General features: G+C 70.6%; 24 protein-coding genes and 1 tRNA gene. 16 read left to right on the top strand and 9 right to left on the bottom strand.

The window, feature by feature from the left end; all coding sequences use genetic code 11:
• Positions 1-223: 223 nt before the first annotated feature.
• Positions 224-589 carry a hypothetical protein gene (locus ACLJQE_RS02500; RefSeq protein ID WP_410637272.1) on the top strand — a complete coding sequence of 122 codons (366 nt, stop codon included), beginning with the start codon at positions 224-226 and terminating at the stop codon, positions 587-589.
• Here ACLJQE_RS02500 and ACLJQE_RS02495 read toward each other — a convergent pair.
• Positions 584-1174 (bottom strand): nitroreductase family protein, encoded by a 591-nt coding sequence (locus ACLJQE_RS02495; RefSeq protein ID WP_410637271.1) that lies wholly within the window; start codon positions 1172-1174, stop codon positions 584-586. The two genes, ACLJQE_RS02500 and ACLJQE_RS02495, sit on opposite strands and share 6 nt — an antisense overlap.
• A 228-nt stretch (positions 1175-1402) precedes the next feature.
• Here ACLJQE_RS02495 and ACLJQE_RS02490 point away from each other — a divergent pair, with 228 nt between their 5' ends.
• From ACLJQE_RS02490 to ACLJQE_RS02475, 4 genes are all read left to right on the top strand, one after another.
• Positions 1403-2668, top strand: a complete 1266-nt coding sequence (locus tag ACLJQE_RS02490; protein ID WP_325148312.1) for an aspartate kinase — start codon at positions 1403-1405, stop codon at positions 2666-2668.
• On the top strand, positions 2668-3708 hold the full coding sequence (locus ACLJQE_RS02485; protein WP_410637270.1) for an aspartate-semialdehyde dehydrogenase: 1041 nt from the start codon (positions 2668-2670) through the stop codon (positions 3706-3708). The genes ACLJQE_RS02490 and ACLJQE_RS02485 overlap by 1 nt, the downstream gene beginning before the upstream one ends.
• Before the next feature lie 105 nt (positions 3709-3813).
• A complete protein-coding gene (locus tag ACLJQE_RS02480; protein WP_410637269.1) occupies positions 3814-5004 on the top strand; it encodes an RtcB family protein in 1191 nt (396 codons plus the stop codon).
• A 15-nt stretch (positions 5005-5019) separates the two neighbouring features.
• A complete protein-coding gene (locus ACLJQE_RS02475) occupies positions 5020-5400 on the top strand; it encodes a hypothetical protein (protein WP_410637268.1) in 381 nt (126 codons plus the stop codon).
• 148 nt (positions 5401-5548) lie between these two features.
• On the opposite strand, the gene ACLJQE_RS02470 is transcribed toward ACLJQE_RS02475, so the two are convergent.
• Positions 5549-6703, bottom strand: coding sequence for an MFS transporter (locus tag ACLJQE_RS02470; RefSeq protein ID WP_410638289.1), 1155 nt, complete (start codon positions 6701-6703; stop codon positions 5549-5551).
• A 152-nt stretch (positions 6704-6855) separates the two neighbouring features.
• Between ACLJQE_RS02470 and ACLJQE_RS02465 the strand changes: the two genes are divergently transcribed.
• Both ACLJQE_RS02465 and ACLJQE_RS02460 read left to right on the top strand, forming a co-directional pair.
• The gene (locus tag ACLJQE_RS02465; RefSeq protein WP_410637267.1) at positions 6856-7122 is read left to right on the top strand and encodes a hypothetical protein; all 267 of its coding nucleotides are present in this window, start codon (positions 6856-6858) and stop codon (positions 7120-7122) included.
• Positions 7123-7540: 418 nt separating this feature from the next.
• Positions 7541-8071 (top strand): hypothetical protein, encoded by a 531-nt coding sequence (locus ACLJQE_RS02460; RefSeq protein WP_410637266.1) that lies wholly within the window; start codon positions 7541-7543, stop codon positions 8069-8071.
• Positions 8072-8153: 82 nt separating this feature from the next.
• Here ACLJQE_RS02460 and ACLJQE_RS02455 read toward each other — a convergent pair whose 3' ends face one another.
• Positions 8154-9206 carry an alpha/beta hydrolase gene (locus tag ACLJQE_RS02455; RefSeq protein WP_410637265.1) on the bottom strand — a complete coding sequence of 351 codons (1053 nt, stop codon included), beginning with the start codon at positions 9204-9206 and terminating at the stop codon, positions 8154-8156.
• A gap of 126 nt (positions 9207-9332) precedes the next feature.
• On the opposite strand from ACLJQE_RS02455, the gene ACLJQE_RS02450 reads away from it, so the two are divergent.
• The 6 genes from ACLJQE_RS02450 (at position 9333) to ACLJQE_RS02425 (ending at position 13387) form a co-directional block, all read left to right on the top strand.
• Positions 9333-9905 (top strand): NADPH-dependent FMN reductase, encoded by a 573-nt coding sequence (locus tag ACLJQE_RS02450; RefSeq protein WP_410637264.1) that lies wholly within the window; start codon positions 9333-9335, stop codon positions 9903-9905.
• A gap of 132 nt (positions 9906-10037) precedes the next feature.
• The gene (locus ACLJQE_RS02445; protein WP_410637263.1) at positions 10038-10460 is read left to right on the top strand and encodes an organic hydroperoxide resistance protein; all 423 of its coding nucleotides are present in this window, start codon (positions 10038-10040) and stop codon (positions 10458-10460) included.
• Between the two features lie 46 nt (positions 10461-10506).
• Entirely contained in the window at positions 10507-10983 is a 477-nt protein-coding gene (locus tag ACLJQE_RS02440; protein ID WP_410637262.1) for a Dps family protein, read from the top strand.
• Between the two features lie 73 nt (positions 10984-11056).
• Positions 11057-12493 (top strand): glutamate decarboxylase, encoded by a 1437-nt coding sequence (locus ACLJQE_RS02435; protein WP_410637261.1) that lies wholly within the window; start codon positions 11057-11059, stop codon positions 12491-12493.
• 47 nt (positions 12494-12540) lie between these two features.
• Positions 12541-13167, top strand: a complete 627-nt coding sequence (locus tag ACLJQE_RS02430; RefSeq protein ID WP_410637260.1) for a TIGR03085 family metal-binding protein — start codon at positions 12541-12543, stop codon at positions 13165-13167.
• A 34-nt stretch (positions 13168-13201) separates the two neighbouring features.
• Entirely contained in the window at positions 13202-13387 is a 186-nt protein-coding gene (locus ACLJQE_RS02425; protein WP_086859558.1) for a tautomerase family protein, read from the top strand.
• A gap of 51 nt (positions 13388-13438) precedes the next feature.
• On the opposite strand, the gene ACLJQE_RS02420 is transcribed toward ACLJQE_RS02425, so the two are convergent.
• Complete coding sequence (locus ACLJQE_RS02420; protein WP_410637259.1) at positions 13439-15289, bottom strand: prolyl oligopeptidase family serine peptidase; 1851 nt, start codon at positions 15287-15289, stop codon at positions 13439-13441.
• Positions 15290-15328: 39 nt separating this feature from the next.
• Between ACLJQE_RS02420 and ACLJQE_RS02415 the strand changes: the two genes are divergently transcribed.
• A complete protein-coding gene (locus ACLJQE_RS02415) occupies positions 15329-16102 on the top strand; it encodes a methyltransferase domain-containing protein (protein ID WP_410637258.1) in 774 nt (257 codons plus the stop codon).
• A gap of 41 nt (positions 16103-16143) precedes the next feature.
• Here ACLJQE_RS02415 and ACLJQE_RS02410 read toward each other — a convergent pair.
• Together ACLJQE_RS02410 and ACLJQE_RS02405 are read right to left on the bottom strand one after the other, a co-directional pair.
• Positions 16144-16217: transfer RNA gene (locus tag ACLJQE_RS02410), tRNA-Pro, on the bottom strand.
• A gap of 29 nt (positions 16218-16246) precedes the next feature.
• Positions 16247-17227 carry a metallophosphoesterase gene (locus ACLJQE_RS02405; RefSeq protein WP_410637257.1) on the bottom strand — a complete coding sequence of 327 codons (981 nt, stop codon included), beginning with the start codon at positions 17225-17227 and terminating at the stop codon, positions 16247-16249.
• 119 nt (positions 17228-17346) lie between these two features.
• Here ACLJQE_RS02405 and ACLJQE_RS02400 point away from each other — a divergent pair, with 119 nt between their 5' ends.
• Positions 17347-19044, top strand: coding sequence for a protein kinase domain-containing protein (locus ACLJQE_RS02400; RefSeq protein ID WP_410637256.1), 1698 nt, complete (start codon positions 17347-17349; stop codon positions 19042-19044).
• A gap of 77 nt (positions 19045-19121) precedes the next feature.
• Here ACLJQE_RS02400 and ACLJQE_RS02395 read toward each other — a convergent pair whose 3' ends face one another.
• Positions 19122-21299: a transglycosylase domain-containing protein gene (locus ACLJQE_RS02395; protein ID WP_410637255.1), complete on the bottom strand. Its 2178-nt coding sequence runs from the start codon at positions 21297-21299 to the stop codon at positions 19122-19124.
• A gap of 345 nt (positions 21300-21644) precedes the next feature.
• Between ACLJQE_RS02395 and ACLJQE_RS02390 the strand changes: the two genes are divergently transcribed.
• On the top strand, positions 21645-21941 hold the full coding sequence (locus ACLJQE_RS02390) for a WhiB family transcriptional regulator (protein WP_410637254.1): 297 nt from the start codon (positions 21645-21647) through the stop codon (positions 21939-21941).
• An 84-nt stretch (positions 21942-22025) separates the two neighbouring features.
• Here ACLJQE_RS02390 and ACLJQE_RS02385 read toward each other — a convergent pair whose 3' ends face one another.
• Both ACLJQE_RS02385 and ACLJQE_RS02380 read right to left on the bottom strand, forming a co-directional pair.
• The gene (locus tag ACLJQE_RS02385) at positions 22026-23147 is read right to left on the bottom strand and encodes an ArsA family ATPase (RefSeq protein ID WP_410637253.1); all 1122 of its coding nucleotides are present in this window, start codon (positions 23145-23147) and stop codon (positions 22026-22028) included.
• A complete protein-coding gene (locus tag ACLJQE_RS02380) occupies positions 23144-24151 on the bottom strand; it encodes an ArsA-related P-loop ATPase (RefSeq protein ID WP_410637252.1) in 1008 nt (335 codons plus the stop codon). Before ACLJQE_RS02380 ends, ACLJQE_RS02385 begins: the two co-directional genes overlap by 4 nt.
• Positions 24152-24164: the final 13 nt, after the last annotated feature.

Here is a 24164-nt window from a genome sequence, read left to right as displayed (position 1 = left end):
GGGGGTGTCTCCAGATCGACGGGTGCGACCGGCACCACGAAGCCCCGCGACGGGGAGCCGGTCCGGTCAGGCCCCGTCGCGGCAGCGAAGCAGGAGAGCACGCGCCACGGCCCCACCATATCCAGGGAACGCGCGCTGAGGGAAGCCGGACCGCAATCCCACCGTGACCCAAGTTGGTTACCTGTGGGTAGCAATCGGCCTGGTGGCGTGCCAAACTGCGGACATGGGTGAGCACGCAGAGTCGTCGGAGGAGACCCGCGTCTCCCGCCGCGCCGCCGTCGACTGGCGCGCGAGGCGGGGCAAGACGGCCTCGCTGGTGGCGTCGATCGTCCGCTGGATCGGGCTGGTGTTCGCCGCCCTCCTGGTGATCCACGTGATCTTCACGGTCGGCTCGGCCAACCCGGACAACGGCATCGTCTCGTTCGTGAAGTCCTGGGCGGACAGCCTCGCGCTCGGCTTCAGCGACCTGTTCACGCCGAGTGACCAGAAACTGCGCGTCCTGGTCAACTACGGCATCGCGGCCATCTTCTGGATGGTCGTGTCCGGGATCCTGGCCAAGGTCATCCGCCGCGTGGGCGGGACGTCATAGCGCCGGCTTGCCCCAGGACCCGGTGAAGGCGAACTCCTCCAGCGGCAGCCGCACCCGCTCCGCCTTCTCCCGCTCGATCCGCCAGTCCTCTTCCAGTACCTCCGGTGACGCCGGCTTCCCGACGGCGATCGCGACCTTCGGGACCACGTCCTCCGGCAGGGTGAAGGAAGCGCTCACCGCTTCCGGGGAGAAGCCCGCCATCTGGTGGGCGACCAACCCCAGCTCGACCGCCTGCAGCACGAGGTTCTCCGTCGCCTGCCCGAGCCCGTACTCCGCGTAGGGGACGTCGCCCTTCTCGTTCGTCGTCACCATCACGCCGATCAGCAGCAGGCTCGCCCGGTGCGCCCAGGCCCGGTTGCCCGAATTGAGCGTCGCCAGGATCGCGTCGAACGACGGTGCCCCGCGGACGCCCACCAGGTAGCGGGCCGGCTGGGTGTTGCCGAACGACGGCGCCCAGCGGGCCGCTTCCAGGAGTGCTCGTACCTGTTCAGGGGTGACGACGGCTGACTCGTCGTAAGCCCGCGGGCTCCACCGTTCCGCCATCAGGGTTGCGATCGGGACGCTCGTCACAGCTGGTTTCCGCACGATCCCCACCGTAGCCGGGAGTGCGCTGCATCACTCGGGAGGAAGGGCTCCGCGCATTTCGTTGGTGTTGCGGAAGATTTACTTCCACGACACCCCACGGGGGGGTCCGCCCCACGTCAAGAGGGTGGCGGCCCGCCGAAGCCCCGGTAGGCTCCAGTTCAAATCATGGGACGCGGGGGCTCTCCGGTGCCCACCAGGGAGCCGCCCGGCCCGCGAGGAGGTTCGGGCGTGGCCCTCGTGGTCCAGAAGTACGGCGGATCGTCGCTGGAAAGTGCCGACCGGATCAAGCGCGTGGCGGAGCGGATCGTCGCGACGAAGAAGGCGGGCAACGACGTCGTCGTCGTCTGCTCGGCGATGGGTGACACCACCGACGAGCTGCTCGACCTGGCGCAGCAGGTCAACCCCGCGCCGCCGGAGCGGGAAATGGACATGCTGCTCACCGCCGGTGAGCGCATCTCGAACTCGCTGGTCGCGATGGCGATCGCGGCCCAGGGCGCCGAAGCGTGGTCGTTCACCGGTTCGCAGGCCGGCGTCGTCACGACGTCGGTGCACGGCAACGCGCGCATCATCGACGTCACGCCGAGCCGGGTCACCGAGGCGCTCGAACAGGGCTACATCGCGCTGGTGGCCGGCTTCCAGGGCGTCGCGCAGGACACCAAGGACATCACCACGCTGGGCCGCGGCGGCTCGGACACCACCGCCGTCGCGCTCGCCGCCGCGCTGAACGCCGACGTCTGCGAGATCTACTCCGATGTGGACGGTGTGTACACGGCCGACCCGCGGGTGGTGCCGGACGCGCGCAAGCTCGACACCGTCACGTACGAAGAGATGCTCGAGCTCGCCGCGAGCGGGTCGAAGATCCTGCACCTGCGGTCGGTCGAGTACGCGCGCCGCTACGGCGTCCCGATCCGAGTCCGTTCTTCCTACAGTGACAAGCCGGGCACGACGGTGACCGGTTCTATCGAGGAGATCCCCGTGGAACAAGCCCTGATCACCGGTGTGGCGCACGACCGCTCCGAGGCCAAGATCACGGTGACCGGGGTGCCGGACCACACCGGTGCCGCCGCCCGGATCTTCCGCGTGATCGCCGACGCCGAAATCGACATCGACATGGTGCTGCAGAACGTTTCCAGCACCGTCTCCGGCCGCACCGACATCACGTTCACGCTGTCGAAGGCCAACGGCGCCAAGGCCGTCAAGGAACTGGAGAAGGTCAAGGAGGAGATCGGCTTCGAGTCGGTCCTCTACGACGACCACGTCGGCAAGGTGTCGCTCGTCGGCGCCGGGATGCGCTCGCACCCGGGTGTCACGGCGACGTTCTGCGAGGCGCTGGCCGAAGCCGGCGTCAACATCGAAATCATCAACACCTCGGAGATCCGCATCTCGGTGCTGATCCGCGACGCGCAGCTCGACGACGCCGTGCGCGCGATCCACGAGGCGTTCGAACTCGGCGGCGACGAAGAAGCCGTCGTCTACGCGGGGAGTGGTCGCTGATGGCGGACGGGTTGCGGGTCGGGGTGGTCGGCGCGACCGGCCAGGTCGGTGCGGTGATGCGCAAGCTGCTGGCGGAGCGGGAGTTCCCGATCGCCGAGCTGCGCTACTTCGCTTCGGCGCGCTCGGCGGGGTCGAAGCTGCCCTGGCGGGACACCGAAATCACCATCGAGGACGCGTCGACGGCCGATCCGTCCGGTTTGGACATCGCGCTGTTCTCGGCGGGCGGGGCGACGTCGAAGGCGCAAGGGCCGCGGTTCGCCGCCGCGGGTGTCACGGTGATCGACAACTCCTCGGCGTTCCGGATGGACCCGGACGTGCCGCTGGTCGTCAGCGAGGTCAACCCGGAGGCAATCAAACTCAGTGGCAGGGGGATCATCGCGAACCCCAACTGCACCACCATGGCCGCGATGCCGGTGCTGAAGCCGCTGCACGACGAGGCCGGGCTGGTCCGGCTGGTCGCATCGACGTACCAGGCGGTGTCCGGCAGCGGGCTGGCCGGCGTCGACGAGCTGGCGGGCCAGGTTCGCGCCGCGGCCGAGCACGCCTCGCTGCTGACCCACGACGGCGCGGCGATCGACTTCCCGAAGCCGGAGAAGTACGTCCGCCCGATCGCGTTCAACGTCCTCCCGATGGCCGGTTCCATTGTGGACGACGGCGAGTTCGAGACGGACGAAGAGAAGAAGTTCCGCAACGAGAGCCGCAAGATCCTGAGCATCCCGGGCCTCGGCGTCTCGTGCACGTGCGTGCGCGTGCCGGTGTTCTCGGGGCACTCGATCTCGGTGAACGCGCAGTTCGAGCGGCCGCTGTCGGTCGAGCGCGCGACGGAGCTGCTGGCGCACGCGCCGGGCGTCGAGCTGTCGGAGGTCCCGACCCCGCTGCAGGCGGCGGGCAACGACCCGAGCTACGTCGGCCGGATCCGGGTGGACCAGGGCGTCGAGGGTGGCCGCGGGCTGGCGCTGTTCATCTCGAACGACAACCTGCGCAAGGGTGCGGCGCTCAACGCCGTGCAGATCGCGGAGCTGGTGGCGCAGCAGCTGTAGTGACCACAGTGGACAGCTGAACTGTGCACATCCGAAAACTGCCTTGTCGGTTCGCGGTGCCCGGGGGATCCTGGGTACCGCGAAACGCGTTCAAGGGGAGGAAACATGCACACCGCTGTCGAAGGGTCCCGCGTCCCGATCCGGATGTGGGCGGATCCCGCGTCGGTCGAAGACCAGGCCATGCGGCAGCTGCACAACGTCGCGAACCTGCCGTGGGTGCACGGCGTCGCCGTGATGCCCGACGTCCACTACGGCAAGGGCGCGACCGTCGGCAGCGTCATCGCCATGCGCGACGCCGTCTCGCCTGCCGCGGTCGGCGTCGACATCGGGTGCGGGATGAGTGCCGTCCGGACGTCGCTCACCGCGAGCGACCTGCCCGACGACCTCGGGAAGCTGCGCCGGCGCATCGAAAGCGCCGTGCCGGTCGGCTTCGGGCTGCACAAGACGCCCGTGAACCCGGCGAAGGTGCACGGCGTCGGCGGCTGGGACGCGTTCTGGAAGCAGTTCGGCGAGCTGCACACCGGTGTCCAGGAGCTGCACGACCGGGCCGCGCGGCAGATCGGCAGCCTCGGCGGCGGCAACCACTTCATCGAGGTCTGCCTCGAGCAGGGCGGTGCCGACGAAGGCCGGGTCTGGCTGATGCTGCACTCGGGTTCGCGCAACATCGGCAAGGAGCTGGCCGAGCGGCACATGGCCGTCGCGCGCAAGCTGCCGCACAACGCCGACCTGCCCGACCCCGACCTCGCGGTGTTCGTCGCCGGCACGCCGGAGATGCAGGCCTACCGGCGCGACCTGTTCTGGGCGCAGGACTACGCGGCGCGCAACCGCGCCACGATGGTCGCGCTGGTGAAGCTGGCGCTGGCGGAGGTCGTGCCGGGCACGACCTTCGACGACGCGATCTCGTGCCACCACAACTACGTCGCCGAGGAGACCTACGACGGCGTCGAACTGCTCGTCACCCGGAAGGGCGCGATCCGCGCCGGCTCGGGTGATCTCGGGATCATCCCGGGCAGCATGGGAACCGGTTCGTACATCGTCCGCGGGCTGGGCAACGACTCGTCGTTCCAGTCGGCTTCGCACGGCGCGGGCCGCCGGATGTCGCGGAACAAGGCGAAGAAGCTGTTCACCGCCGAGGACCTCGCGGCGCAGACGGCCGGCGTCGAGTGCCGCAAGGACTCCGGCGTGGTCGACGAGATCCCGGCGGCGTACAAGGACATCGAATCGGTGATCCGCGCGCAGACGGACCTGGTCGAGGTCGTGGCGCACCTCAAGCAGGTGGTCTGCGTCAAGGGCTGACGGTACGTTGACGCCATGACGAGGGGTGGAACGACGGCCGCGCTGCTGGCCGCGGCGGCCTTGCTGGTGAGCGGGTGCGCCGAGGTCGGCAACGCGGTCGACCAGGGGAACAGGACGGCGGACAAGGTCGCGGCGTGCACCGAGGCACTCGGGCTCGCCGACCTGAACCCGCTGGTCGACCCGGCGAAGCTCAAGGCACGCGCCGAGGACAAGGAGCGGCGGCTGCGCGAGCTCGCGGGCGACGTCCAGGACCAGAACGTCAAGAACGCGCTGCTCGGCATGGCCGACTCGTACGTCGAGGTGCAGAAGGAACGCATCGAGGACGCCGGCGTCGTGGCCAAGTGGGTGCAACGCAACGTCAAGAAGCTCGACACCCTCCGCGCCGCCTGCGGCTAGCAAGCCCCCGGTCCCCAAGCGCCCCAATGTGGCCTTCGGTGCGTTGGACGCACCCAATGTGGCCTTCGGTGCGTTGAACGCACCCAAGGCCACCTTGGGGCGCTTGGGCTGGGTTGCGAGCTCGGCCGCCGGAAGCTACCGCCGGAAGCTACGGCTGGTCGCCGTGGGGGGTGGCCGTGGCCAGTGCCGGTTCCGGGGTGGGGGCCGGGGTGCGGCGGTGCAGCAGGCCGGCCGAGGCGATCACCAGGCCGCCGAGCCCGGCCGCCACGAAGCCCCACTCCGGGTTCGAGTGGTCGATCGCGAAGCCGACCACCGGGCCGCCCACGGCCAGGCCGAGCCGGGTGAAGGCGTCCTGCAGGCCCATCGCCTCGCCGCGGACCTGCGGCGGGGCGATCCGGGTGACCGTCTCGGTCGTGGCCGCCAGCGTCGGTGCGCACAGCAGGTTGGTCGGGATCAGCGCCAGCATGAGCAGCCACCACGGGTGGTCGGCCAGGCCGACCGGCATCACCAGCAGTGCGAGCAGCAGCATCAGCACGCCCTGCGGCAGCGACCGCTTCACCACGCCGTGCACGATGCCGCCGGCGATCGACGCCGCGCACATCACCGCGATGACCACGCCGGTCACGCCGAGCTCGCCGTTCGCGCGCAGGGCCGCCAGCGTCGCCAGTTCGGTGCCGACGAGCACGAACAACGCGCCGCCCGCGATCAGCAGCGTCCCCACGAGCCGTCCGGTGAGCCAGCTCCGCAGCGGCGGCCGGGGACCGAGCTCCTCCGCCTTGCCCGCCCCCTCGCGGATCGGCGGGTTCACCAGCCAGATCAGGAACGCCGTGCCGCCGAACAGCACGCCGAGCGCGGTCAGCGTCCACGTCGGGGAGAACGCCGTGATGGCCGCGATCCCGGCGGCCGGGCCGATCATGAACGTCGCTTCGATCGAAATGGTGTCGAGCGAGTAGGCCGCGCGGCGTTCCTCGGGCGGGACGAGCGTGGCGAGGACCTGCCGGGCCAGTGAGCCGGCCGGCACCGAGAGCATCCCGGCCGCGACCGCGACCACGGCGAGCGCCTCGAACGGCAGGTGCGGCGCGGCGATCCAGAACACCGTCGTGCCGACGCCGCAGATCGCGACGACCGGGCGCAGCCCGTACCGGTCGAAGCAGCGGCCGAGCAGCGGCGCGCCGAGCGCCATCCCGAGCGTGACGCAGCCGCCGACCAGCCCGGCGGCGCCGTAGCCGCGGCCGAGCACGGTGACGATGTACAGCGTCATCAGCACGCCGTTCATGGTCATCGGGAGGCGCGCCAGGAACATCAAGGCCATCGTCGAGCGGACGCGGGGGATGGAGAGCACCCGGCGGTAGGGCTGCAGCGGCACGTCCTCGATGAGAACCCAGGTTGGTACGCGCGTGCAACATATTTCCGCAACGTGGCCTCTGCCTGCTGACCATCGGCCTCGATCTGACGGTGCTCAACGTCGCCGTGCCGACGCTGGCGGTCGACCTCGGCGCCACGACCACGCGCTGCAGTGGGTTCGGCAACGCCTACACGCTGGCGCTGGCCGCACGGCGCACCGACCGGGCCGCCGACGACTTCGAGGTCCGCAACTGGGCCGGCGCGGTGGTCGGCGTGGTCATGGCCGCGTTCGCCGGGGCCGCGGCGGATCCGGGTGCCGACACCCTGGTGGTCCTCGACCAGGCGCTGGCCCACCTGGAGTCGGGGCTGCCGCTCTGACCGCGCCGGCTGCTCCGGCCGTGGCCGAATTCCGGAATTGATTTCGCTTTTCCGCGTGCGGCTCGGGGGAAACCGTGTGGGTGGCGGTGCGGGCGGGCGGATTCCCCATCTGGAGCAGTCGAGGCACGCGTTCCGACGGAGTGATGAAGCTAAATGATCACCGTTTACACTCGTGTGGGTTACCCAAATGTTCCATAGTGGACGGCTGCTACCAGCGGTGATGCTCGGAATCGGTCATGATGATCTTCAGGGTGACGGACAAGGTTTCGCGGTTAATCCAATGCGGGCCAGTTCGCTTCATTCAGATCCGGCACGTAAGGGTGTTAAACCTCCCGAACCGGTGATCGGGTGGCTTATCTCCGACACGGGGGGTATCGATTTAACCCGTCAGGTCTCCCGAGGCCCAGGAGGTAACGGAATGAAAGCCAAGTTCGGGCGATCCATCGCCCTGATCACCGCCGGCAGTTTGCTGGCGGTGGCAACGGCGGGGATCGCGTCGGCGAGCCCGGCGGGGGGCAAGGGTTCCTCCAGCACCCAGGCCCTCGCCGCGCAGGTGCTCCAGATGCGTGACGACCTCACCAAGGTCGCCTACGCGGGTGACGTCGGCGCGACACGCGGCGACCTCGCGCAGCTCAGCCCGGTGCTCGCGGACATCGCAGCCGGAAAGCGGTACACGGTCCAGACCGAGACCGGGCAGCTCGCGGGCCTGGCCAAGGGCCGGGCCGACGAGTCGACCCGGCTGCTGGCCGACCCGACGGCGAAGGCGCGCCAGCTGCCACCGCTGCCGCTGCCGATCCCGTCCCTCCCGGACCTGCCGGGGCCGCTGAAGATCGTCAGTGACCTGGTGAAGGCGCTGCTCGCGGCCGTCACCGGCATCCTCGGCGGGTTGCTCGGCGGCCTGCCGGTGCCGCCACTGCCGCTGCCACCGCTGCCGGTCCCGGCGTCGTAACCACCGAAAGAAACAGGGGGGCCCGGAGCCCGGCCGCGGACATTTCTCCGCGGCCGGGCGCCGGGTACGTCCGGGAGCAGCGTCAGTCGCGTTTGGCCAGGCCCTGCCGCAGCGCGCCCGCCGTCTCCGCCAGTGCTTCACGGAACCGGGTGCCGACGCCGGTGAAGTTGATGAACCCGTGGATCAGGTCGTCGTGGCGGCGCAACGCCACGTCGACGCCCGCCTCGCGCAGCTTCTCCGCGTACGCCTCGCCTTCGTCGCGCAACGGGTCGAAGCCCGCCGTGACGACCAGGGCCGGCGGCAGGTCGCTGAGGTCCGCCGCGTGCAGCGGTGAGAGCCGCGGGTCGGTCAGGTCGGTGCCTTCGGGCACGTAGTGGCCTTCGAACCACTTCATGTGCACGTCGGTCAGGAACAGGTCCTCGGCGAACAGGTCCTGCGAGCGGTAGCGCCGCGCGAAGTCCGTCGCCGGGTAGATCAGCAGCTGGAACGCCGGCACCGGGCCGCCGCGGCGGACGGCCTGCTGGGCGGTCACCGCGGCGAGGTTGCCGCCCGCGCTGTCGCCGCCGACGGCGATCCGCGCCGGGTCGGCGCCGAGGTCGCCCGCCTTCGCCACCGCGTACTCGAACGCCGCCAGCGCGTCCTCCGTCGCCGCCGGGAACGGGAACTCCGGGGCCAGCCGGTACTCGATCGACAGCACCCGCACCCCGGCGTGCTTGGCCAGGAAGCGGACGGCGTTGTCGTGACTCGACCGGGTGCCGATCACCCAGCCGCCGCCGTGGAAGAACACCAGCAACGGCGACTTTTCGGGCAGCCCGGCCGGCGTGTAGAGCGTCGACGGCAAGTCGCCATCAGGGGTCGGAACAGCGATCTCGCGCACCGAAACCGGCTCGATCGGCTTGCCGCTGACCAGCTGCCTGCTCGCGTCGAGCAGCGCGCGCGACTGCTCGACCGAGCCGTGCACCAGCTCGGCTCGAGCGATTTTCTGGAGCCGGAGGAGAAGCTGGGCGTCGAGTGCGAGGTCCTGGCCGTCGATGCGGACGGGCCGGCCGGCGACCGCTCGCCGCACCGGCGTGGGCAGCCAGAACGCGAACTGTGACGCGGCCGCCTGGGCGCGGACGGGGAGCGGGATCGCCATGGTGCCTCCACGAGCTTCGGGACTGCCCTGGAGGCTACTTGCCAGTAGGTATCCGGTCCAGTTGTGACCAGGGCCTCCGTCCCAGAGTCTGGTCCTCCAGCCAAGTAGAGGGGTTAGCCTGGATTCGTGACTTCAGCCAGGACGGTCAACGTGCTCGGAATCGGCGGCTCTCTGCGCGAGGGCTCCCAGTCCGAACGCGCGCTGCGGATCGCGCTCGACGCCGCGGCCGAAGCGGGCGTCCGCACCCGGCTGCTCACCGGCCCGGAGCTGGTGCTCCCGTTCTACGACGCCGGTGTCCCCGAGCGTGACGAGCGCGCCACCCGGCTGGTGGAGGCCATCCGGGAGGCCGACGGGCTCATCGTCGTCTCGCCCGGCTACCACGGCGCACTGTCCGGCCTGGTCAAGAACGCCCTGGACTACGTCGAGGACCTGCGGGAGGACCGCCGTCCCTACCTCGACGGCCGCGCGGTCGGCCTCGCCGCCGTCGCCTACGGCTGGCAAGCCGCGGTGACCACGCTCGAACAGCTCCGCACGATCACGCACGCCCTGCGGGGCTGGGCCACCCCGCTGGGTGGCTCGATCAACTCGGCCGAGACGAAGTTCGACGAAGGCGGTGGCGCCTCGGACGAGAAGAGCGTCCGCACCCTTCGCCTGATCGGGCGGCAGGTCGCCGAATTCGCGGTGACGCGCGCCGTATGACGTTTCGCTCGGGTACCGCCGGGTAAGCCATGCAGTGATGCCTGCCATGTGGGGGCACCGTTCCGCGGATGCGGGATGTTGTGCTCAGTGAGACGTCCGCTGCGGGCGTCCGGGACAGAAGGCAGGCTGAGCATGGGTCAGGCGCTTTACACCGCGGTGGCAACGGCACGCGGCGACGGCCGCAACGGCGAAGTGACGTCGTCCGACGGAGTCATCGACGAGTCGCTGGCCATCCCGAAGGAGATGGGCGGCCCCGGCGGGGACAAGACCAACCCCGAGCAGCTCTTCGCCGCCGGCTACTCGGCCTGCTTCCACAGCGCCCTGCAGCTGGTCGCCCGCCAGGCGAAGGTCACGCTGAACGGCTCGACCGTCACCGCGGAGGTCAGCGTGCTCAAGCAGGACGCCGGCTTCGGTCTCGGCGTCGCGCTGAACGTCTCGCTGCCGGGTCTCGAGCAGGCCCAGGCCGACCAGCTGGTCGAGCAGGCGCACCAGGTGTGCCCGTACTCCAACGCGACCCGCGGCAACATCGAGGTCGCGCTCTCCGCCACCGTCTGACCCCCCACGCCAGGTCCGAACCAGGAGCAGGAAAGGATCAAGCCAGATGAGCAAGTCTCCCATCAAGAGCCCGCTTTCCGAGGCCGACAAGGAGATCACCGGCAACGCCCTCCAGGCAACGCTGGTCGACCTGGTCGACCTGTCCCTCATCGCCAAGCAGGCGCACTGGAACGTCGTCGGATCGAACTTCCGCAGTGCGCACCTGCAGCTCGACGAGCTCGTGAACACCGCGCGCCAGTACGTCGACGAGGTGGCCGAGCGCGCCAACGCCATCGGCATCTCGCCGAACGGCAAGGCGAAGACCGTTGTCGAGAGCTCGGGCCTGCCCGACTACCCGGACAACTGGCAGTCGGTCGAGGCCACGGTCGCCGCGATCGTCGACATCCTCTCGGCGCTGATCGAGCGGCTTCGCCAGCGCATCGACGAGACCGACAAGAGCGACCTCGTCACGCAGGACCTGCTGATCGAGATCACCCGGGCGCTGGAAGAGGCGCACTGGATGTGGCAGGCCCAGCAGGCCTGACATTTCCCCACGAAAGGGCCGTTCCGGATGGAGCGGCCCTTTTTCGTCGGTGTGGGCCAGTACCTTCGGTGGCATGGTCCTGCATCAGGGGAAAACCGACCGCCCGAACCGCACGGCCGGGACGAATCCGTTGTACGCCGGGACGAATCCGGCACTCGCGGCGGGCTTCGTCATGCCGCACGACCGGCTGCGCGACGACCCGCTGCCGCCGGACACCGCGTTGCAGCTCGTGCGCGACGAGCTGATGCTGGACGGCAACGCGCGGCTCAACCTCGCCACCTTCGTCACGACGTGGATGGAGCCGCAGGCGCGTGAGCTGATGGCCGAGTGCGTCGACAAGAACATGATCGACAAGGACGAGTACCCGCAGACGGCCGAGCTCGAGCGGCGCTGCGTGAACATCCTCGCCGACCTGTGGCACGCGCCCGACCCCGCGGACATCATGGGCTGCTCGACGACCGGGTCGTCGGAAGCGTGCATGCTCGCCGGGATGGCGCTGAAGCGGCGCTGGGCCCGGCTCGACCACGTCTCTTCAGGGGGCCCGGGTGGCGGAGCCCCCGGCCGGATGTCACAGCGCGGCCGGCCGAACCTGGTGATGGGCGCGAACGTCCAGGTGTGCTGGGAGAAGTTCTGCGAGTACTGGGAAGTCGAGCCGCGGCTGGTCCCGATGGACGGCGACCGGTACCACCTCACGGCGGACGAGGCCGTGGCCCGCTGCGACGAGAACACGATCGGCGTGGTCGCCATCCTCGGCTCGACGTTCGACGGCAGCTACGAGCCGGTCGCGGAGATCGCGGCGGCCCTGGACGCTCTGCAGTCCCGGTCCGGCTGGGACATCCCGGTGCACGTCGACGGCGCTTCGGGCGCGATGATCGCGCCGTTCCTCGACCCGGACCTGGAGTGGGACTTCCGCCTGCCCCGGGTGGCGTCGATCAACACGTCGGGCCACAAGTACGGGCTGGTGTACCCGGGCGTCGGCTGGGTGATCTGGCGCGACAAGGCCGCGCTGCCGTCCGAGCTGGTGTTCAACGTGAACTACCTCGGCGGCGACATGCCGACGTTCGCCTTGAACTTCTCCCGCCCGGGCGCCGAGGTCGCGGCCCAGTACTACACGTTCGTGCGGCTCGGCCGGGAGGGTTTCCGCGCGGTGCAGCAGGCCTCGCGGGACGTGGCCGTGCACCTGTCCTCGGCAATCGCCTCGCTGGGGCCGTTCTCCCTGCTGACCCGAGGTGATCAGCTGCCGGTGTTCGCGTTCACGACCCGCCCGGACGCGGGGTTCGACGTCTTCGACGTCTCCCGCCGGTTGCGCGAGCGGGGCTGGCTGGTGCCGGCGTACACGTTCCCGGAGAACCGGACGGACCTGGCGGTGCTGCGCATCGTGGTCCGCAACGGCTTCACGCACGACCTGGCGGACCTGCTGCTGACGGACCTGAAGCGGGTGCTCCCGGAACTGGAGCAGCTGGGCGGCCGCCCGAAGGACCCCGCCGCGGCGACGGCGTTCCACCACTAGCTCACCTCCCGTCGCCAGGGCGGCTACCGGCGGGTAGCGTCGCTCCCATGGGTGTCGCTGCTGACGAACGCCGGGCGCTGAGTGCGCTCTTCGAAGACCTCGGGCCGGACGCGCCCACGTTGTGCGAAGGCTGGAAGACCCGGGATCTCGCCGCGCACCTCGTCGTGCGCGAGCACCGGGCGGACGCCGCTCCCGGCATCCTCGTGCCCGCGCTCGCCGGGTACACCCGGAAGGTGCAGGACCGCTACGCCGCGAAACCGTGGGCGCACCTGGTCGAGCAGGTGCGAAACGGGCCGTCGAAGTTCTGGCCCACCGCGATCGGCTCGCTCGGCGAGCTCATCAACTCCGCCGAATTCCTCGTCCACCACGAGGACGTCCGGCGCGCGCAGGACGGCTGGGAGCCGCGGCCCGCGGACCCGGCCCGGGACGCCGCCGCCTGGCGCTCGGCCAAGCAGTCGGCGAAGCTCAACCTCCGCAAGTCGCCCGTCGGCGTGACGCTCAGGACACGTGACGGCCGCGAGGCCGCCGTCAAGACCGGGCCCGATCCGGTGACCGTCGTCGGGGAGCCGGTGGACCTGCTGCTGTTCGTCTTCGGCCGCGACGCCGTGCACCTGGACTTCGAGGGCGACGCGGCCGCGGTCGGCCGGCTGCGGGCGGTGCACCGGGGGCTCTAGGCTTCGCGGCGTCCCACCTAGTGCAGGAGCCGCCATGCCGATGATCAGCGTTGCCATGTTCCCCGGCCGCACGCCGGCCCAGAAGAGCGCACTGGTCCGCGAGCTGACCGACGCCTTCGTCCGCACCTGCGGCGGCAAACCCGAAGGCGTCCAGGTCACGCTGGTCGAGATCGGCGCGGACCACTGGGCCACCGGCGGCGTCCTGCACTCCGAACGCTGAGCGGCACTTTCACGTGAAAGTGCCGCTTCCACGTGAAAGTGCCGGGCCGGGTCAGCGCAGGCCGAGGGCGCGCAGCGCGAAGTGGACCTCGATCGCGGTCTGCTTGATCGTCTCGGCGATCACCAGCGAGCCGTGGCCCGCCTCGTAGCGGTAGAACTCGTGGTGCAGGTCGCGGCCGGCCAGGCGGTCGAGGTAGTTCTCGATCTGGCGGATCGGGCAGCGCGGGTCGTTGTCGCCGGCCAGCACGAGCACCGGCGCCGTCACGGCGTCGACGTACGTGATCGGCGAGCAGGCCCGGTACACCGCGGGCACGTCCTCCGGCGAACCGCCGAAGAGCGCGCGGTCGAACGAACGCAGCTGCTCCATCTCGTCCTCGTACGCGGCGACGTAGTCCGCCACCGGCACCCCGGCGACACCCGCCGCCCACCGCGACGGCTGCGTGCCGAGCGCGAGCAGGGACAGGTAGCCGCCCCAGGAAGCGCCGTTCACGACGCACTTCGCCGGGTCGCTGAGTCCGGTTTGGACGGCCCAGTCGTGTACCGCGGCGACGTCCTCCAGCTCGGTCAGGCCGGGACGGCCCTCGATGGCGTCGCGCCAGGCCGAGCCGTAGCCGGTCGAGCCGCGGTAGTTGACCTCGACCACCGCGAACCCGGCGTCGAGCCAGGCCGCGCGGTAGGCGGAGAAGCGGTCCTCGTCCGCCGCGTGCGGGCCGCCGTGCAGGGAGAACACCGTGGGCAGCGGCCCGTCCGGCGCGCCCGAAGGCCGTGAGACGAGCGCGTGGATCCGCCCGCCGACGCCGTCGACGAACGCGTCGGTCACCGGCTCCGACCCCGGCGCCCGCTCACCCGGCGGCTCGAGCAGCACCGAGTCGGTGCCGTCGGTGGTCCGCGCCCGCACCGCGGTCGGCTCGGCGGCGCTGGACCACGAGTACTCGACCGTGCCGTCGGGGCGGACGCCCGCCCCGCCGATCCGGCCGGCCGGCGTGTCCACAGAGGACAATTCGGCCGTGTCGAGGTCGTAGCGGTACAACGAACTGCGGCCTTCGTGGAAGTGGACGACCAGCAGGGCGCGCCCGTCCGGGTACCAGCCCGCGACGACCTCGCCGGGCAGGTCGAGCTCGATCTCGGTCTCCGTGCCGGCCCGCACGTCCCAGACGAGCAGTTCCTCGCGGCCCCGGCGTTCGTGCAGCACCAGCAGCCGCTGGTCGCCGGGCAGCGGCGAAAACTCGAGGGCGGACAGGCCCTTGCCTTCGCCGTCCCACTTCTCGGCGACGGTCTCGAACCCGTCGGTCGCGAGCACCCGCAGCGCGGGGTGGCGTGAATCACCGTGCTCGGAGTGCGAAATCGCGATCAGGCTCTCGTCGCGGGACAGGGACGCGATGCCGGCGTCGTCCGGGTGGCTGTAGAAGCGGTGTGTCTCGCCGCCGATCCGGGCGAACAGCTCGCTGCCGTCGTCGGTCGAGACGCCGACCGCGACGAGCCGCGTGCCGATCTCGAGGCCGGCCGGATAGCCGTCGTGGACGTCCGGGACGGCCTTTTCCGGCTTGCTGCCCTCCGTTGCGGCGAACGGCTCCCGCACCCAGGAGCCGAACTCGTCGCCGTCGGTGTCGTCGAACCACCAGATCCACTCGCCGCCCGGGGACGGCGTGGCGTGCAGGGTGCCGTTGGGCCGGTCGGTGACGCGGCGGTGCTCGTCCGTCGCGCGGTTCCAGGCGTAGACCTCCCAGACGCCGCTGGCGTTGGAGACGTAGACACAGGCGTCGGGGGCGTCGCGGGCCCACTCGGGCACGGAGATGCGCGGGGCGTGGAAGCGGGCGCGCCAGCGGGCTTCGGCTTCGGCCTCGTCGAACAGCCGGTCCGGGACCACCGCGGGCGGATATTGGTTCGCTGACTGCGTGCTCACCCCTCGATCCTGCCACCTTCTGGCCGTACTGTGTGCGGGGTGCTGGAGGGTTACGCGCCGGGCTACGGGCGAGACGCGGTGTCGATGATGTCCGCGCGCACGGCGGCGGAGCGCGCGACGTTCGCCCAGCCCCTGTTCCGGCCGGGCATGTGGGTGGTCGACCTCGGTTGCGGTCCCGGCTCGATCACCCTTGGCCTGGCCGCGGAGTCCCGGGTGACGGGCCTCGACCGCGATGCGGGACAGGTCGCGATGGCGCGGGACGCCGCCCGCCGCGCCGGAAGGTCCACAGTGGACTTCGTGGTGGCGTCGGCGTACGACCTGCCCTTCGCGGACGGCAGCGTGGACGCGGCGTTCTCCCACGCGCTGTTCGAGCACCTGGCTGCCCCGCGGGACGCGCTGGCGGAGCTGCACCGGGTGCTGAAGCCGGGTGGCAGGCTCGCCCTGTCCACTTCGGACTGGAGCAAGGCCCGCCTGCGCCCGAAGACGGCGAACGTCGACGCCGCGCTGCGCGGGCACCACCTGCTGCGCCGCCGGGCGGGCGGCGACCCGTTCGCCGGCCGCACGATCGCGGACCACTGCGCGTCGGCGGGGTTCACCGAAGTCGTCTCGCGTGCCCGCTACCGCGAGGACATGACGTACCGGGGGCTGGCGAAGTACGTGGAGTCCCGGTTGAGCGAGGCGGTGGCGGACCCGCGGTTCGGCCGCGACCGCGACCAGCTGGCGAGTGCGGCTCGTTCGGCTTTGACGTGGGTGCGCAGCGGCGACGGCGACTTCAGCCAGTGCTGGGTCGAGGTGACGGCGACCAGACCCTGAAACCAGAAGAGCCGGTGTCCGAAGACACCGGCTCTTACTCGTCGGGGTGGCGGGATTCGAACCCACGACCTCCTCGACCCGAACGAGGCACGCTACCAAGCTGCGCCACACCCCGAGGTACTGCTTAACGGGTCGTGGAGAAGTCTAGCGGACGGTGTCGCGGGCTTTTCGGCGGGCCGCCTTACGGGACTCGACGGACTCCGACCCGCGCGGGACCAGCGTCAACAGGCTTGCCTCGGGCGGGCACGCGAACCGGGCCGGTGCCCACGGCGACGTGCCCAGCCCGGCCGAGACGTGCAGCCACATGTGCGCCCCCCACCTCGACGCACCCCGCGCGCGGCTGCGATCCAGGTCACAGTTGGTGACGATCGCGCCGTAGCCCGGGAGCCGGAGCTGGCCGCCGTGAGTGTGGCCGGCCAGGACGAGGTCGTAACCGTCCGTGGCGAACGTGTCGAGCACCCGCGGCTCCGGCGAGTGCGTGACGCCGATGCGGACCGCCGCGCCGCTGTCGGCCGGGCCCGCGATGTCGGGGTAGCGGTCGCGGCGCAGGTGCGGGTCGTCGACGCCGGCCGCGAACACCCGCTGCCCGCCGACGTCGATCGTGCGGCGGACGTGCGTCAGGTCGGTCCAGCCGTGTTCGACGAAGGCCGCGCGCAGGTCGCGCCACGGCAGCTGGACGCCGTGGATGCGCTTCTTCTTGCCCCGCGGCATCAGGTAGCGGGCCGGGTTCTTCGGCTTGGGCGCGTAGTAGTCGTTGCTGCCGAAGACGAACACCCCGGGCCGGTCGAGCAGCGGGCCCAGCGCGCGCAGCACGGCCGGAACGGCCGTCCGGTGCGAGAGGTTGTCGCCGGTGTTGACGACGAGGTCCGGGTTCAGCTCGTCGAGCGCGGCGACCCAGCGCTGCTTGCTGTGGTGGCCGGGCAGCATGTGCAGGTCGGAGACGTGCAGGATGGTGAACGGCCGGGACCCGGGTGCCAGCACCGGGAGTTCCGCGGTGCGGAGGGTCCAAAGGCGGCGTTCGATGCCGACGGCGTAACCGAGGGTCGCGGCGCCGAGCGCCAGCGTCCCCGCCGCGAGGCGCGCCGCCGTCGCCCCCGACGTGCGTGTGTTACTGAGCGTGCTCACGAAGTCCAGGATACGTGCTCAACAGTTGGATGACTTCGCCGCCGTTCCGGGGAACCTGCCGCTTAGCATTTGCGTCGGCCCGATGAACGGGACTTGAGCCGGGGGGCTTGGGGAGAACGATGGAGCAGTTCGGGCCGTACCGGATCGAAGGCCTGCTCGGCCGCGGCGGCATGGGCGAGGTGCACCGCGCGTACGACACCGCGCACGACCGCGTCGTCGCGCTGAAGCTGCTGTCCGGGCCGAACGCGGGCGACGAGGCCTTCCGCGCCCGGTTCCGCCGTGAGTCGCAGATCGTCGCGCGGCTGCGTGAGCCGCACGTGATCCCCATCCACGCGTACGGCGAAATCGACGGGCAGTTGTACCTCGACATGCGGCTCGTCGAGGGCAAGGACCTCAAAGAACTCCTGGAAGACGGGCCTTTGGAACCCGCCAGGGCCGCCCGGATCGTCGAGCAGGTCGCGGGCGCGCTCGACGCGGCGCACGCGGACGGCCTGGTGCACCGCGACGTCAAGCCGTCGAACGTGCTCGTGACGAGTGCCGGCTTCGTGTACCTGGTGGACTTCGGCATCGCGCGGTCGATGACCGCCGAGGGGACGTCGATCACCGGGACCGGCAACGTGATCGGCACCCTCGACTACATGGCGCCGGAACGCTTCGGCGAGGCACCGATCACCGGGCTCGTCGACGTCTACGCACTCGCGTGCGTGTTCTTCGAGTGCCTCACCGGCCGCCGCCCGTTCCCGGCGGAAGGAGCGGCCGCGCAGATGGGCGCGCACCTGACCGCGCCGCCACCGCTGCTTTCGCGCGTGCGGCCGGGCTTGCCGGCGGCGTTGGACGCCGTGGTGGCCCGCGGCATGGCGAAGAACCCGGCCGACAGATACCCGACGGCGGCGGCGTTCGCCGACGCCGTCCAAGCGGCGGTGACCGCACCGGCCCCGCCGATGCCGACGTGGCAGAAGACGTTGCCCCGGCCGGTGCCGCACGCCGCTCCGGCGCCGCTGACCCCGCCACGGCCGATGCCGCTCCCGGCGGCTCCGCACCCGGGGCCGCGGACGGGACCGTTCACCGGGCCGCCGCCGATCGCCCCGCCACCGGCGAAGTCCCCGCGGAACCGGTGGATCGCGCTGTGCGCCGCGCTGGCGGGAGTCGTCGTGGCGGCACTGGTGATCACGTACGTCGTGACGCGGGACCGCACGACCCAGACGGCCGGACCGGGCCCGACGAACCCGACGAACCTGACGAATCCGACGATCACCGGCGAGTCTTCCGCGCCGGCCACGGAGACTTCGGCCGAGCGACCGTCCACTTCGGAATCGAAGCCGCCGCACGACGCCAAGCTGCACGACGCCCTGCCGCCGATCTACCGGACGTGCGTCGACGCGGCTCCTCCGGCCGGAACCGTCGCGGCGGTCGAGTGCACCGGTTCGACCGTCGGCGACGTCAAGATCGGCAACGTCTGGTTCGCGGAGCCGACCGGCGCGAAATTCCTCCGCTTCGCCGACGCCGCGGCGATGGACGCGTTCTTCCAGAACGTCGTGAAGACCCACGGTCTCACCCGCAACGACGCGCAGGGAGCGTGCCGCCCGAAGAAGTACCCCAAGATCTGGGGCACGTACTACCGGGCGGAGGTCCCCAACCCGGTCCCGGGGGAGTACCTGACCTGCTTCCTGGGCGACCCGGCCCAGCTGGTGTGGACGGAGAAGAAGAACCTGGTGGCGGGCATCCTGCTGTCCACGAAGATCAGCACCGCCGACGAACTCGACAAGCTCTACGCGTGGTGGAACTCGATGATCCTGGTGGAGATGGAGAGGGGCTGACCGAGCCCGGATCCGCGGCCGGGAACGGAAACGGGGCGGGAGTGTCGCACCTCCCGCCCCGCTGCTCCAGCTGAACCCTAGCGGGCTGCGCCGCCCATGTACTTCGGGTCCGGAGGCGGCAGCTGCATCACCGGCTGGCCGGCGTCCAGGATGTTCTTCATCGCGCCGAACCACGTGCGCGCCGGCGCCTTGCCACCGAAGATATTCCCGCTCGGGCAGACGCGGACGTTGCCGGGGCCGGCGTCGCAGATGCCGCCTTGGCCGCCGCCGAACTTGAACGTCATCGCCGCGCCCGCCAGCTGGGGCGTGCCGCCGACGAACGTCGCCGAGACGTTGCCCTGCGTCGTTCCGGTCTTGCCGATCATCGGGCGGTTCCAGCCGACACCGTTGGCCGCCGCGTACGACGTGCCGCCCGGCTGGTCGTCCTTGCTCATGCCGATGGCGAGGCTGTTCGCCAGGCCTTCGGGCACCGCCTGCTCACAGGGGGCTTCCTTGATCGCCACCGGCTTGCCGTTGCGGTCGGTCACCCCGGCGAGCGGCGTCGGCGGGCACCAGACGCCGCCGGAGAGGATCGTCGCCGCCACGTTGCCCAGCTCCAGGCCGCTCAGGGGGCTGAAGCCCAGCGTGAACGCGCCGAAGCCCGGCCAGCTGCCCTTGGGGCCGTAGTACTCGGCCTGGCTCAGGCGCTTTTCGTCCTTTTCCGCCTTCGGGTCGACCGTTCCGCCGCCGACGTTGCTCGCCATCGTGTCGCGCATGCCGAGCCGCCTGGCCATGTCGATGCCCGGTGCCGTGCTGCCGAGCCGGTCTTCGAGTTCGACGAACGTGGTGTTCGGTGACGTCGCCAGCGCGGTCTGGACCGTCGCGCCTTCGGCGATACGGCTGTAGTCGGCGGCGTTGCCGACGCAGTACCAGCGCGAGCGCAGCGGCGGCCCGGTCTGCGGGCAGTTGTTGCCACCACCGGAGTACACGCGCGAGACGTAGGTTTCCGGCACCTGCACCGGCGTGAAGATTCCCGCCACGCCCTTGTCCAGTGCCGCCGCCGTGGTGAAGATCTTGTACGTCGACCCCGCGCCGCCGGTGTTGTACACGCCGGTGGGCAGGGCGTAGGTCGTCTGGCCCGCGTCCTCGTTCTGGCCGTAGTCGCGGTTCGAGGCCAGTGCGACCACCTCGTGCCGGTCCTTGCCCGGCTTGACCAGCGACAACGTGTTCGCCACGTACGGCTGCGCCTTCTTGACCTGCGCCTCCGCCGAGACCTTCGCCTCGTGGTTGGCGCGCTCGTCCAGCGTGCTCTTGATCGTGTAGCCGCCGGTGTAGAGCTGGTCCTTCGTCATCCCGCCGGCCTTGAGGAGGTAGTCCTCGACGTACTGGCAGAAGAACCCGGCCTCCGGGCCCGCGCCGATGCAGTTGGCCGGCGGCTTCTTCGGGGAGTCCGCGACCACGCCCAGCGGCTCGCCCTTGAACCGGTCCGCGTCGGCCTTCGCCAGCTTCTTGTTGTCCACCATCCGGTCGAGCACCAGGTTGCGGCGTGCGGTGGCCTTGTCCGGGTGGTTCCACGGGTCGTTGTTGATCGGGTTGTTCACCAGGCCGGCCAGCAGCGCCGCCTGCGGCACCGTGAGCTTCTCCGGGGTCGTATCGAAGTACGCGTGCGCCGCCGCGCCGATCCCGAAGATCTGCCGGGAGAACTCGACGATGTTGAGGTAGCCGGCCAGGATCTGCTGCTTGTTCAGCTTCGTCTCGAGCTGGATCGCGATCCGCGCTTCCTTGAGCTTGCGGGCGATCGACTGCTCCTGGGCCTTCTTCTGGCCGACCTGGTCGGTCCGGTACACGACGTTGATCAGGTAGTTCTTCACGTACTGCTGGGTCAGCGTCGAGGCGCCCTGGGTGTCGGCGCCGGTGCTGTTGCTGACAGCCGCGCGCAGCGTGCCCTGCCAGTCGACGCCGTGGTGCTCGTAGAACCGCTTGTCCTCGACCGAGACCAGCGCCCACTTCATGGCCTCGTTGACCTGGTTCTCGTTGATCGGCAGCCGGTACTGGTTGTACAGGGTCGCGATCGGCTTGCCGGTGCTGTCGGTCACCGTCGTCACCAGCGGCGGCGGGATGTCCGCGAGGTCGGAGGAAGTCTTCTCCACCGTCTCGCTCGCCTGGTTGGACATGACACCGGCGGCCCCCACGACCGGGAAGAGCATGCCGGCGACGAGCACCCCCGCGAGCAGACAGAGGCCGATGAGCTTGAACAAACCATCCGCTTTTCGCACGAGGGCCAGGCTACCCGGAACGGATCAGGCCCCGGTGACGCCGTGTCTCCACCGGTGTGAAATCAGTGACAAAACAGACCCCCTTTGGTGACAACTGGTAACGGAAGGCATTCTGGGTCTCGACGGGGGGAACCGAGGGCCCCTACAGTCCGTCAACGTCTCACGAAGACAAGCCGTCGGATGGATCAACGCGGGTGGGAGCTCGCTTGGTCCGAACGGCGGCACCGGCACCGGGGAGGTGCCCGGGTAACCGACGTGAGCTGAGGGAGACACGCTCGCGGGGGCAAGGAGCGCAGTGCCTTTCCCCCGCTGGTGCGTCGATCACCAGGGTAGGGAGCTGGGGGTATGGAAACCAACCAGTCGAGCTGGCGAATCAACGCGTCCTGCCGGGACGCCGATCCGGACGGCCTGTTCGTCCGGGGTGCGGAGCAGAACCGGGCGAAAGCCGTCTGCATGGGCTGCCCGGTCCGCACGGAATGCCTCGCCGAAGCACTCGACGGCCGGATCAACTTCGGTGTCTGGGGTGGCATGACCGAACGGGAGCGGCGCGCCTTGCTGCGCCGCCGCCCGGACGTGGAGAGCTGGGCCGACCTGCTCGAAGCGGCCAAGCGCGACGCCGGAGTTCGCGTCTCGGTCGGCTGAGCAAGCCGTCACTTTCGTAGGGAAAGCTCCGCTTCGGCCCGTCCGAGGACGCAGCTTTCCCTATGAAAGTGCGGTCCGCGCCGGTCAGCCGGCGAGCTTCACGCCGATGTTGCGCAGGCCGTCGAGGTCGTGCACGTCGCCGGCCAGCGCCGGCACCTTCGCCAGGGCCACCTCCGGGTGGGCCCGGGTGAACCGCGCCAGCAGCCGCTCCTCGCGGGCGGCCAGGCTGACGCGGTCGGCGTGCAGCCGCAGCACCGCCTCGGCCAGCGGCGCGTTCATGTCGCCCTCCTGCAGGGACTCGGCCGCGGCCAGCGCTTCGGCACTCGACAGCGATGCGAGCACCGGGTGCGTCCGGTTCGCGATCAGCCCGGCCAGCGGCATCGACTCGGCCGACAGCCGCTCCACGAAGTAGGACGCCTCGCGCAGGGCGTCCGGCTCCGGCGCGGCCACGACCAGGAACGACGTCCCGGACGAGCGCAGCAGCTCCGCGGTCTTGCGGGCGCGCTCGCGGAAACCGCCGAACATGCTGTCGAACGCCTGCATGAACGCCGACGCGTCGGTCAGCAGCTGGCCGCCGATGATCGTGGACACGGCCTTGGCGAACATCGAGAACCCGGCGTTGACGACCTTGCGCAGGCCCCAGCCGCCGGCCTTCGCCGGGGCGGTGAGCAGCCGGATCATCCGGCCGTCCAGCGCGCTCGAGAGCCGGGTCGGCGCGTCGAGGAAGTCCAGCGCGGACCGGCTCGGCGGGGTGTCGACGATGATCAGGTCCCACTCGCCGGTGGCGGCGAGCTGGCCCAGCTTCTCCATCGCCATGTACTCCTGCGTGCCGGAGAACGACGTGGAAATCGTCTGGTAGAAGGGGTTCTGGAGCAGCTGCTCGGCGCGTTCCGGGCCGGCGTGCACGCGCACCATGTCGTCGAACGTGCGGCGCATGTCGAGCATCATCGCCCAGAGTTCGCCCTTCGGCTCGAACCCCTCGACCTGCACCTGCCTCGGGTGGTTGCCCAGTTCACGCAGGCCGAGCGCCTGCGCCAGCCGTCGTGCCGGGTCGATCGTCAGCACCACGGTCTGGCGGCCGCGTTCGGCCGCGCGCAGGGCCAGCGCCGCGGCCGTGGTCGTCTTGCCGACGCCGCCGGAGCCGCAGCAGACGATCACGCGGCTCTCCGGGGCGTCGAGCAGCGCGTCGATGTCGATGGTCGTCACAACCGCACCCCCTGGTCGGTCAGGGCCTCGGCCAGGTCGTAGAGGGCGGCGACGTCGATGCCGTCGGTCACGTCCGGCAGCTCCAGCGTCGGCAGGTCGGCCTCGGCGAGCTGCTCGCGGGCCCGCTGCTCGGCGGCGACCCGCACGGCGTGTTCGACAGTCTCTTCTACCAACGCGTCCAAAGTGTCGTCCGGCAGTTTCAGCCCGGCCGACGCGAGCCCGGTGCGGACGCGGGAGGCGTCGACGCGGCCGTCCGCGGCGGCGGTCACCGACCGGGCGGGCAGCCGCGGCGGCCGGACCCGGTTGACCAGCACCGCACCCGGGCGCAGGTCGGCGCCGTCCAGCTCGGCCACGGCCTCGACCGTCTCGCGCACCGGCATCTCCTCCAGCAGTGTGGCCAGGTGGACGACGGTTTCGCCGGAGTGCAGCAGCCGCACGACACCGTCGGCCTGGCCGCGGATCGGGCCGGTCTTCGCGAGGTCGGTCAGCGCCTTGGTGACGTCGAGGAACTTGACGACCCGGCCGGTCGGCGGCGAGTCGACGACGACGGCGTCGTAGGTGTGCCGCCCGTCGGACTCGGTCCGGCCGACGCACTCCTTGATCTTCCCGGTGAGCAGGACGTCACGCAGGCCCGGCGCGAGCGTGGTCGCGAACTCGATCGCGCCCATCCGCCGCAGCGTCCGGCCGGCGAAGCCGAGGTTGTAGAACATCTCGAAGTACTCGAGCAGCGCGGCTTCGACGTCGATGTGCAGGGCGCGCAGCTCCCCGCCACCCGGGACGGCGGCGATGCGCTGCTCGGCGTAGGGCAGCGGCTCGGTGTCGAAGAGCTGGGCGATGCCCTGGCGGCCTTCGACCTCGATGAGCAGCACCCGACGGCCTTCGCGCGCGAGCGCGAGGCCGAGCGCGGCGGCCAGCGTCGTCTTGCCGGTTCCGCCCTTGCCGGTGACGAAGTGCAGCCGGGCGCGGGCGAGCTCGTCGGTCCAGCCGGCATGGGAAACGGTCACTTCTTCACCCTAA

Origin of the sequence: Amycolatopsis sp. lyj-346, from assembly GCF_046548975.1 — a bacterium.
Taxonomy (GTDB): domain Bacteria; phylum Actinomycetota; class Actinomycetes; order Mycobacteriales; family Pseudonocardiaceae; genus Amycolatopsis.
Note: the sequence above shows the minus strand (reverse complement) of the source record. Positions and strands in the feature narration are given on the sequence as shown.

What these genes read in the sequence shown, in the direction of transcription:
- ACLJQE_RS02400 (WP_410637256.1), top strand. Translation starts at nt 17,347, where the DNA reads ATGGAGCAGTTCGGGCCGTACCGGATCGAAGGCCTGCTCGGCCGCGGC.
- ACLJQE_RS02460 (WP_410637266.1), top strand. Translation starts at nt 7,541, where the DNA reads ATGAAAGCCAAGTTCGGGCGATCCATCGCCCTGATCACCGCCGGCAGT.
- ACLJQE_RS02425 (WP_086859558.1), top strand. Translation starts at nt 13,202, where the DNA reads ATGCCGATGATCAGCGTTGCCATGTTCCCCGGCCGCACGCCGGCCCAG.
- ACLJQE_RS02455 (WP_410637265.1), bottom strand. Translation starts at nt 9,206, where the DNA reads ATGGCGATCCCGCTCCCCGTCCGCGCCCAGGCGGCCGCGTCACAGTTC.
- ACLJQE_RS02480 (WP_410637269.1), top strand. Translation starts at nt 3,814, where the DNA reads ATGCACACCGCTGTCGAAGGGTCCCGCGTCCCGATCCGGATGTGGGCG.
- ACLJQE_RS02470 (WP_410638289.1), bottom strand. Translation starts at nt 6,703, where the DNA reads ATGTTCCTGGCGCGCCTCCCGATGACCATGAACGGCGTGCTGATGACG.
- ACLJQE_RS02445 (WP_410637263.1), top strand. Translation starts at nt 10,038, where the DNA reads ATGGGTCAGGCGCTTTACACCGCGGTGGCAACGGCACGCGGCGACGGC.
- ACLJQE_RS02500 (WP_410637272.1), top strand. Translation starts at nt 224, where the DNA reads ATGGGTGAGCACGCAGAGTCGTCGGAGGAGACCCGCGTCTCCCGCCGC.
- ACLJQE_RS02475 (WP_410637268.1), top strand. Translation starts at nt 5,020, where the DNA reads ATGACGAGGGGTGGAACGACGGCCGCGCTGCTGGCCGCGGCGGCCTTG.
- ACLJQE_RS02390 (WP_410637254.1), top strand. Translation starts at nt 21,645, where the DNA reads ATGGAAACCAACCAGTCGAGCTGGCGAATCAACGCGTCCTGCCGGGAC.
- ACLJQE_RS02430 (WP_410637260.1), top strand. Translation starts at nt 12,541, where the DNA reads ATGGGTGTCGCTGCTGACGAACGCCGGGCGCTGAGTGCGCTCTTCGAA.
- ACLJQE_RS02485 (WP_410637270.1), top strand. Translation starts at nt 2,668, where the DNA reads ATGGCGGACGGGTTGCGGGTCGGGGTGGTCGGCGCGACCGGCCAGGTC.
- ACLJQE_RS02435 (WP_410637261.1), top strand. Translation starts at nt 11,057, where the DNA reads ATGGTCCTGCATCAGGGGAAAACCGACCGCCCGAACCGCACGGCCGGG.
- ACLJQE_RS02440 (WP_410637262.1), top strand. Translation starts at nt 10,507, where the DNA reads ATGAGCAAGTCTCCCATCAAGAGCCCGCTTTCCGAGGCCGACAAGGAG.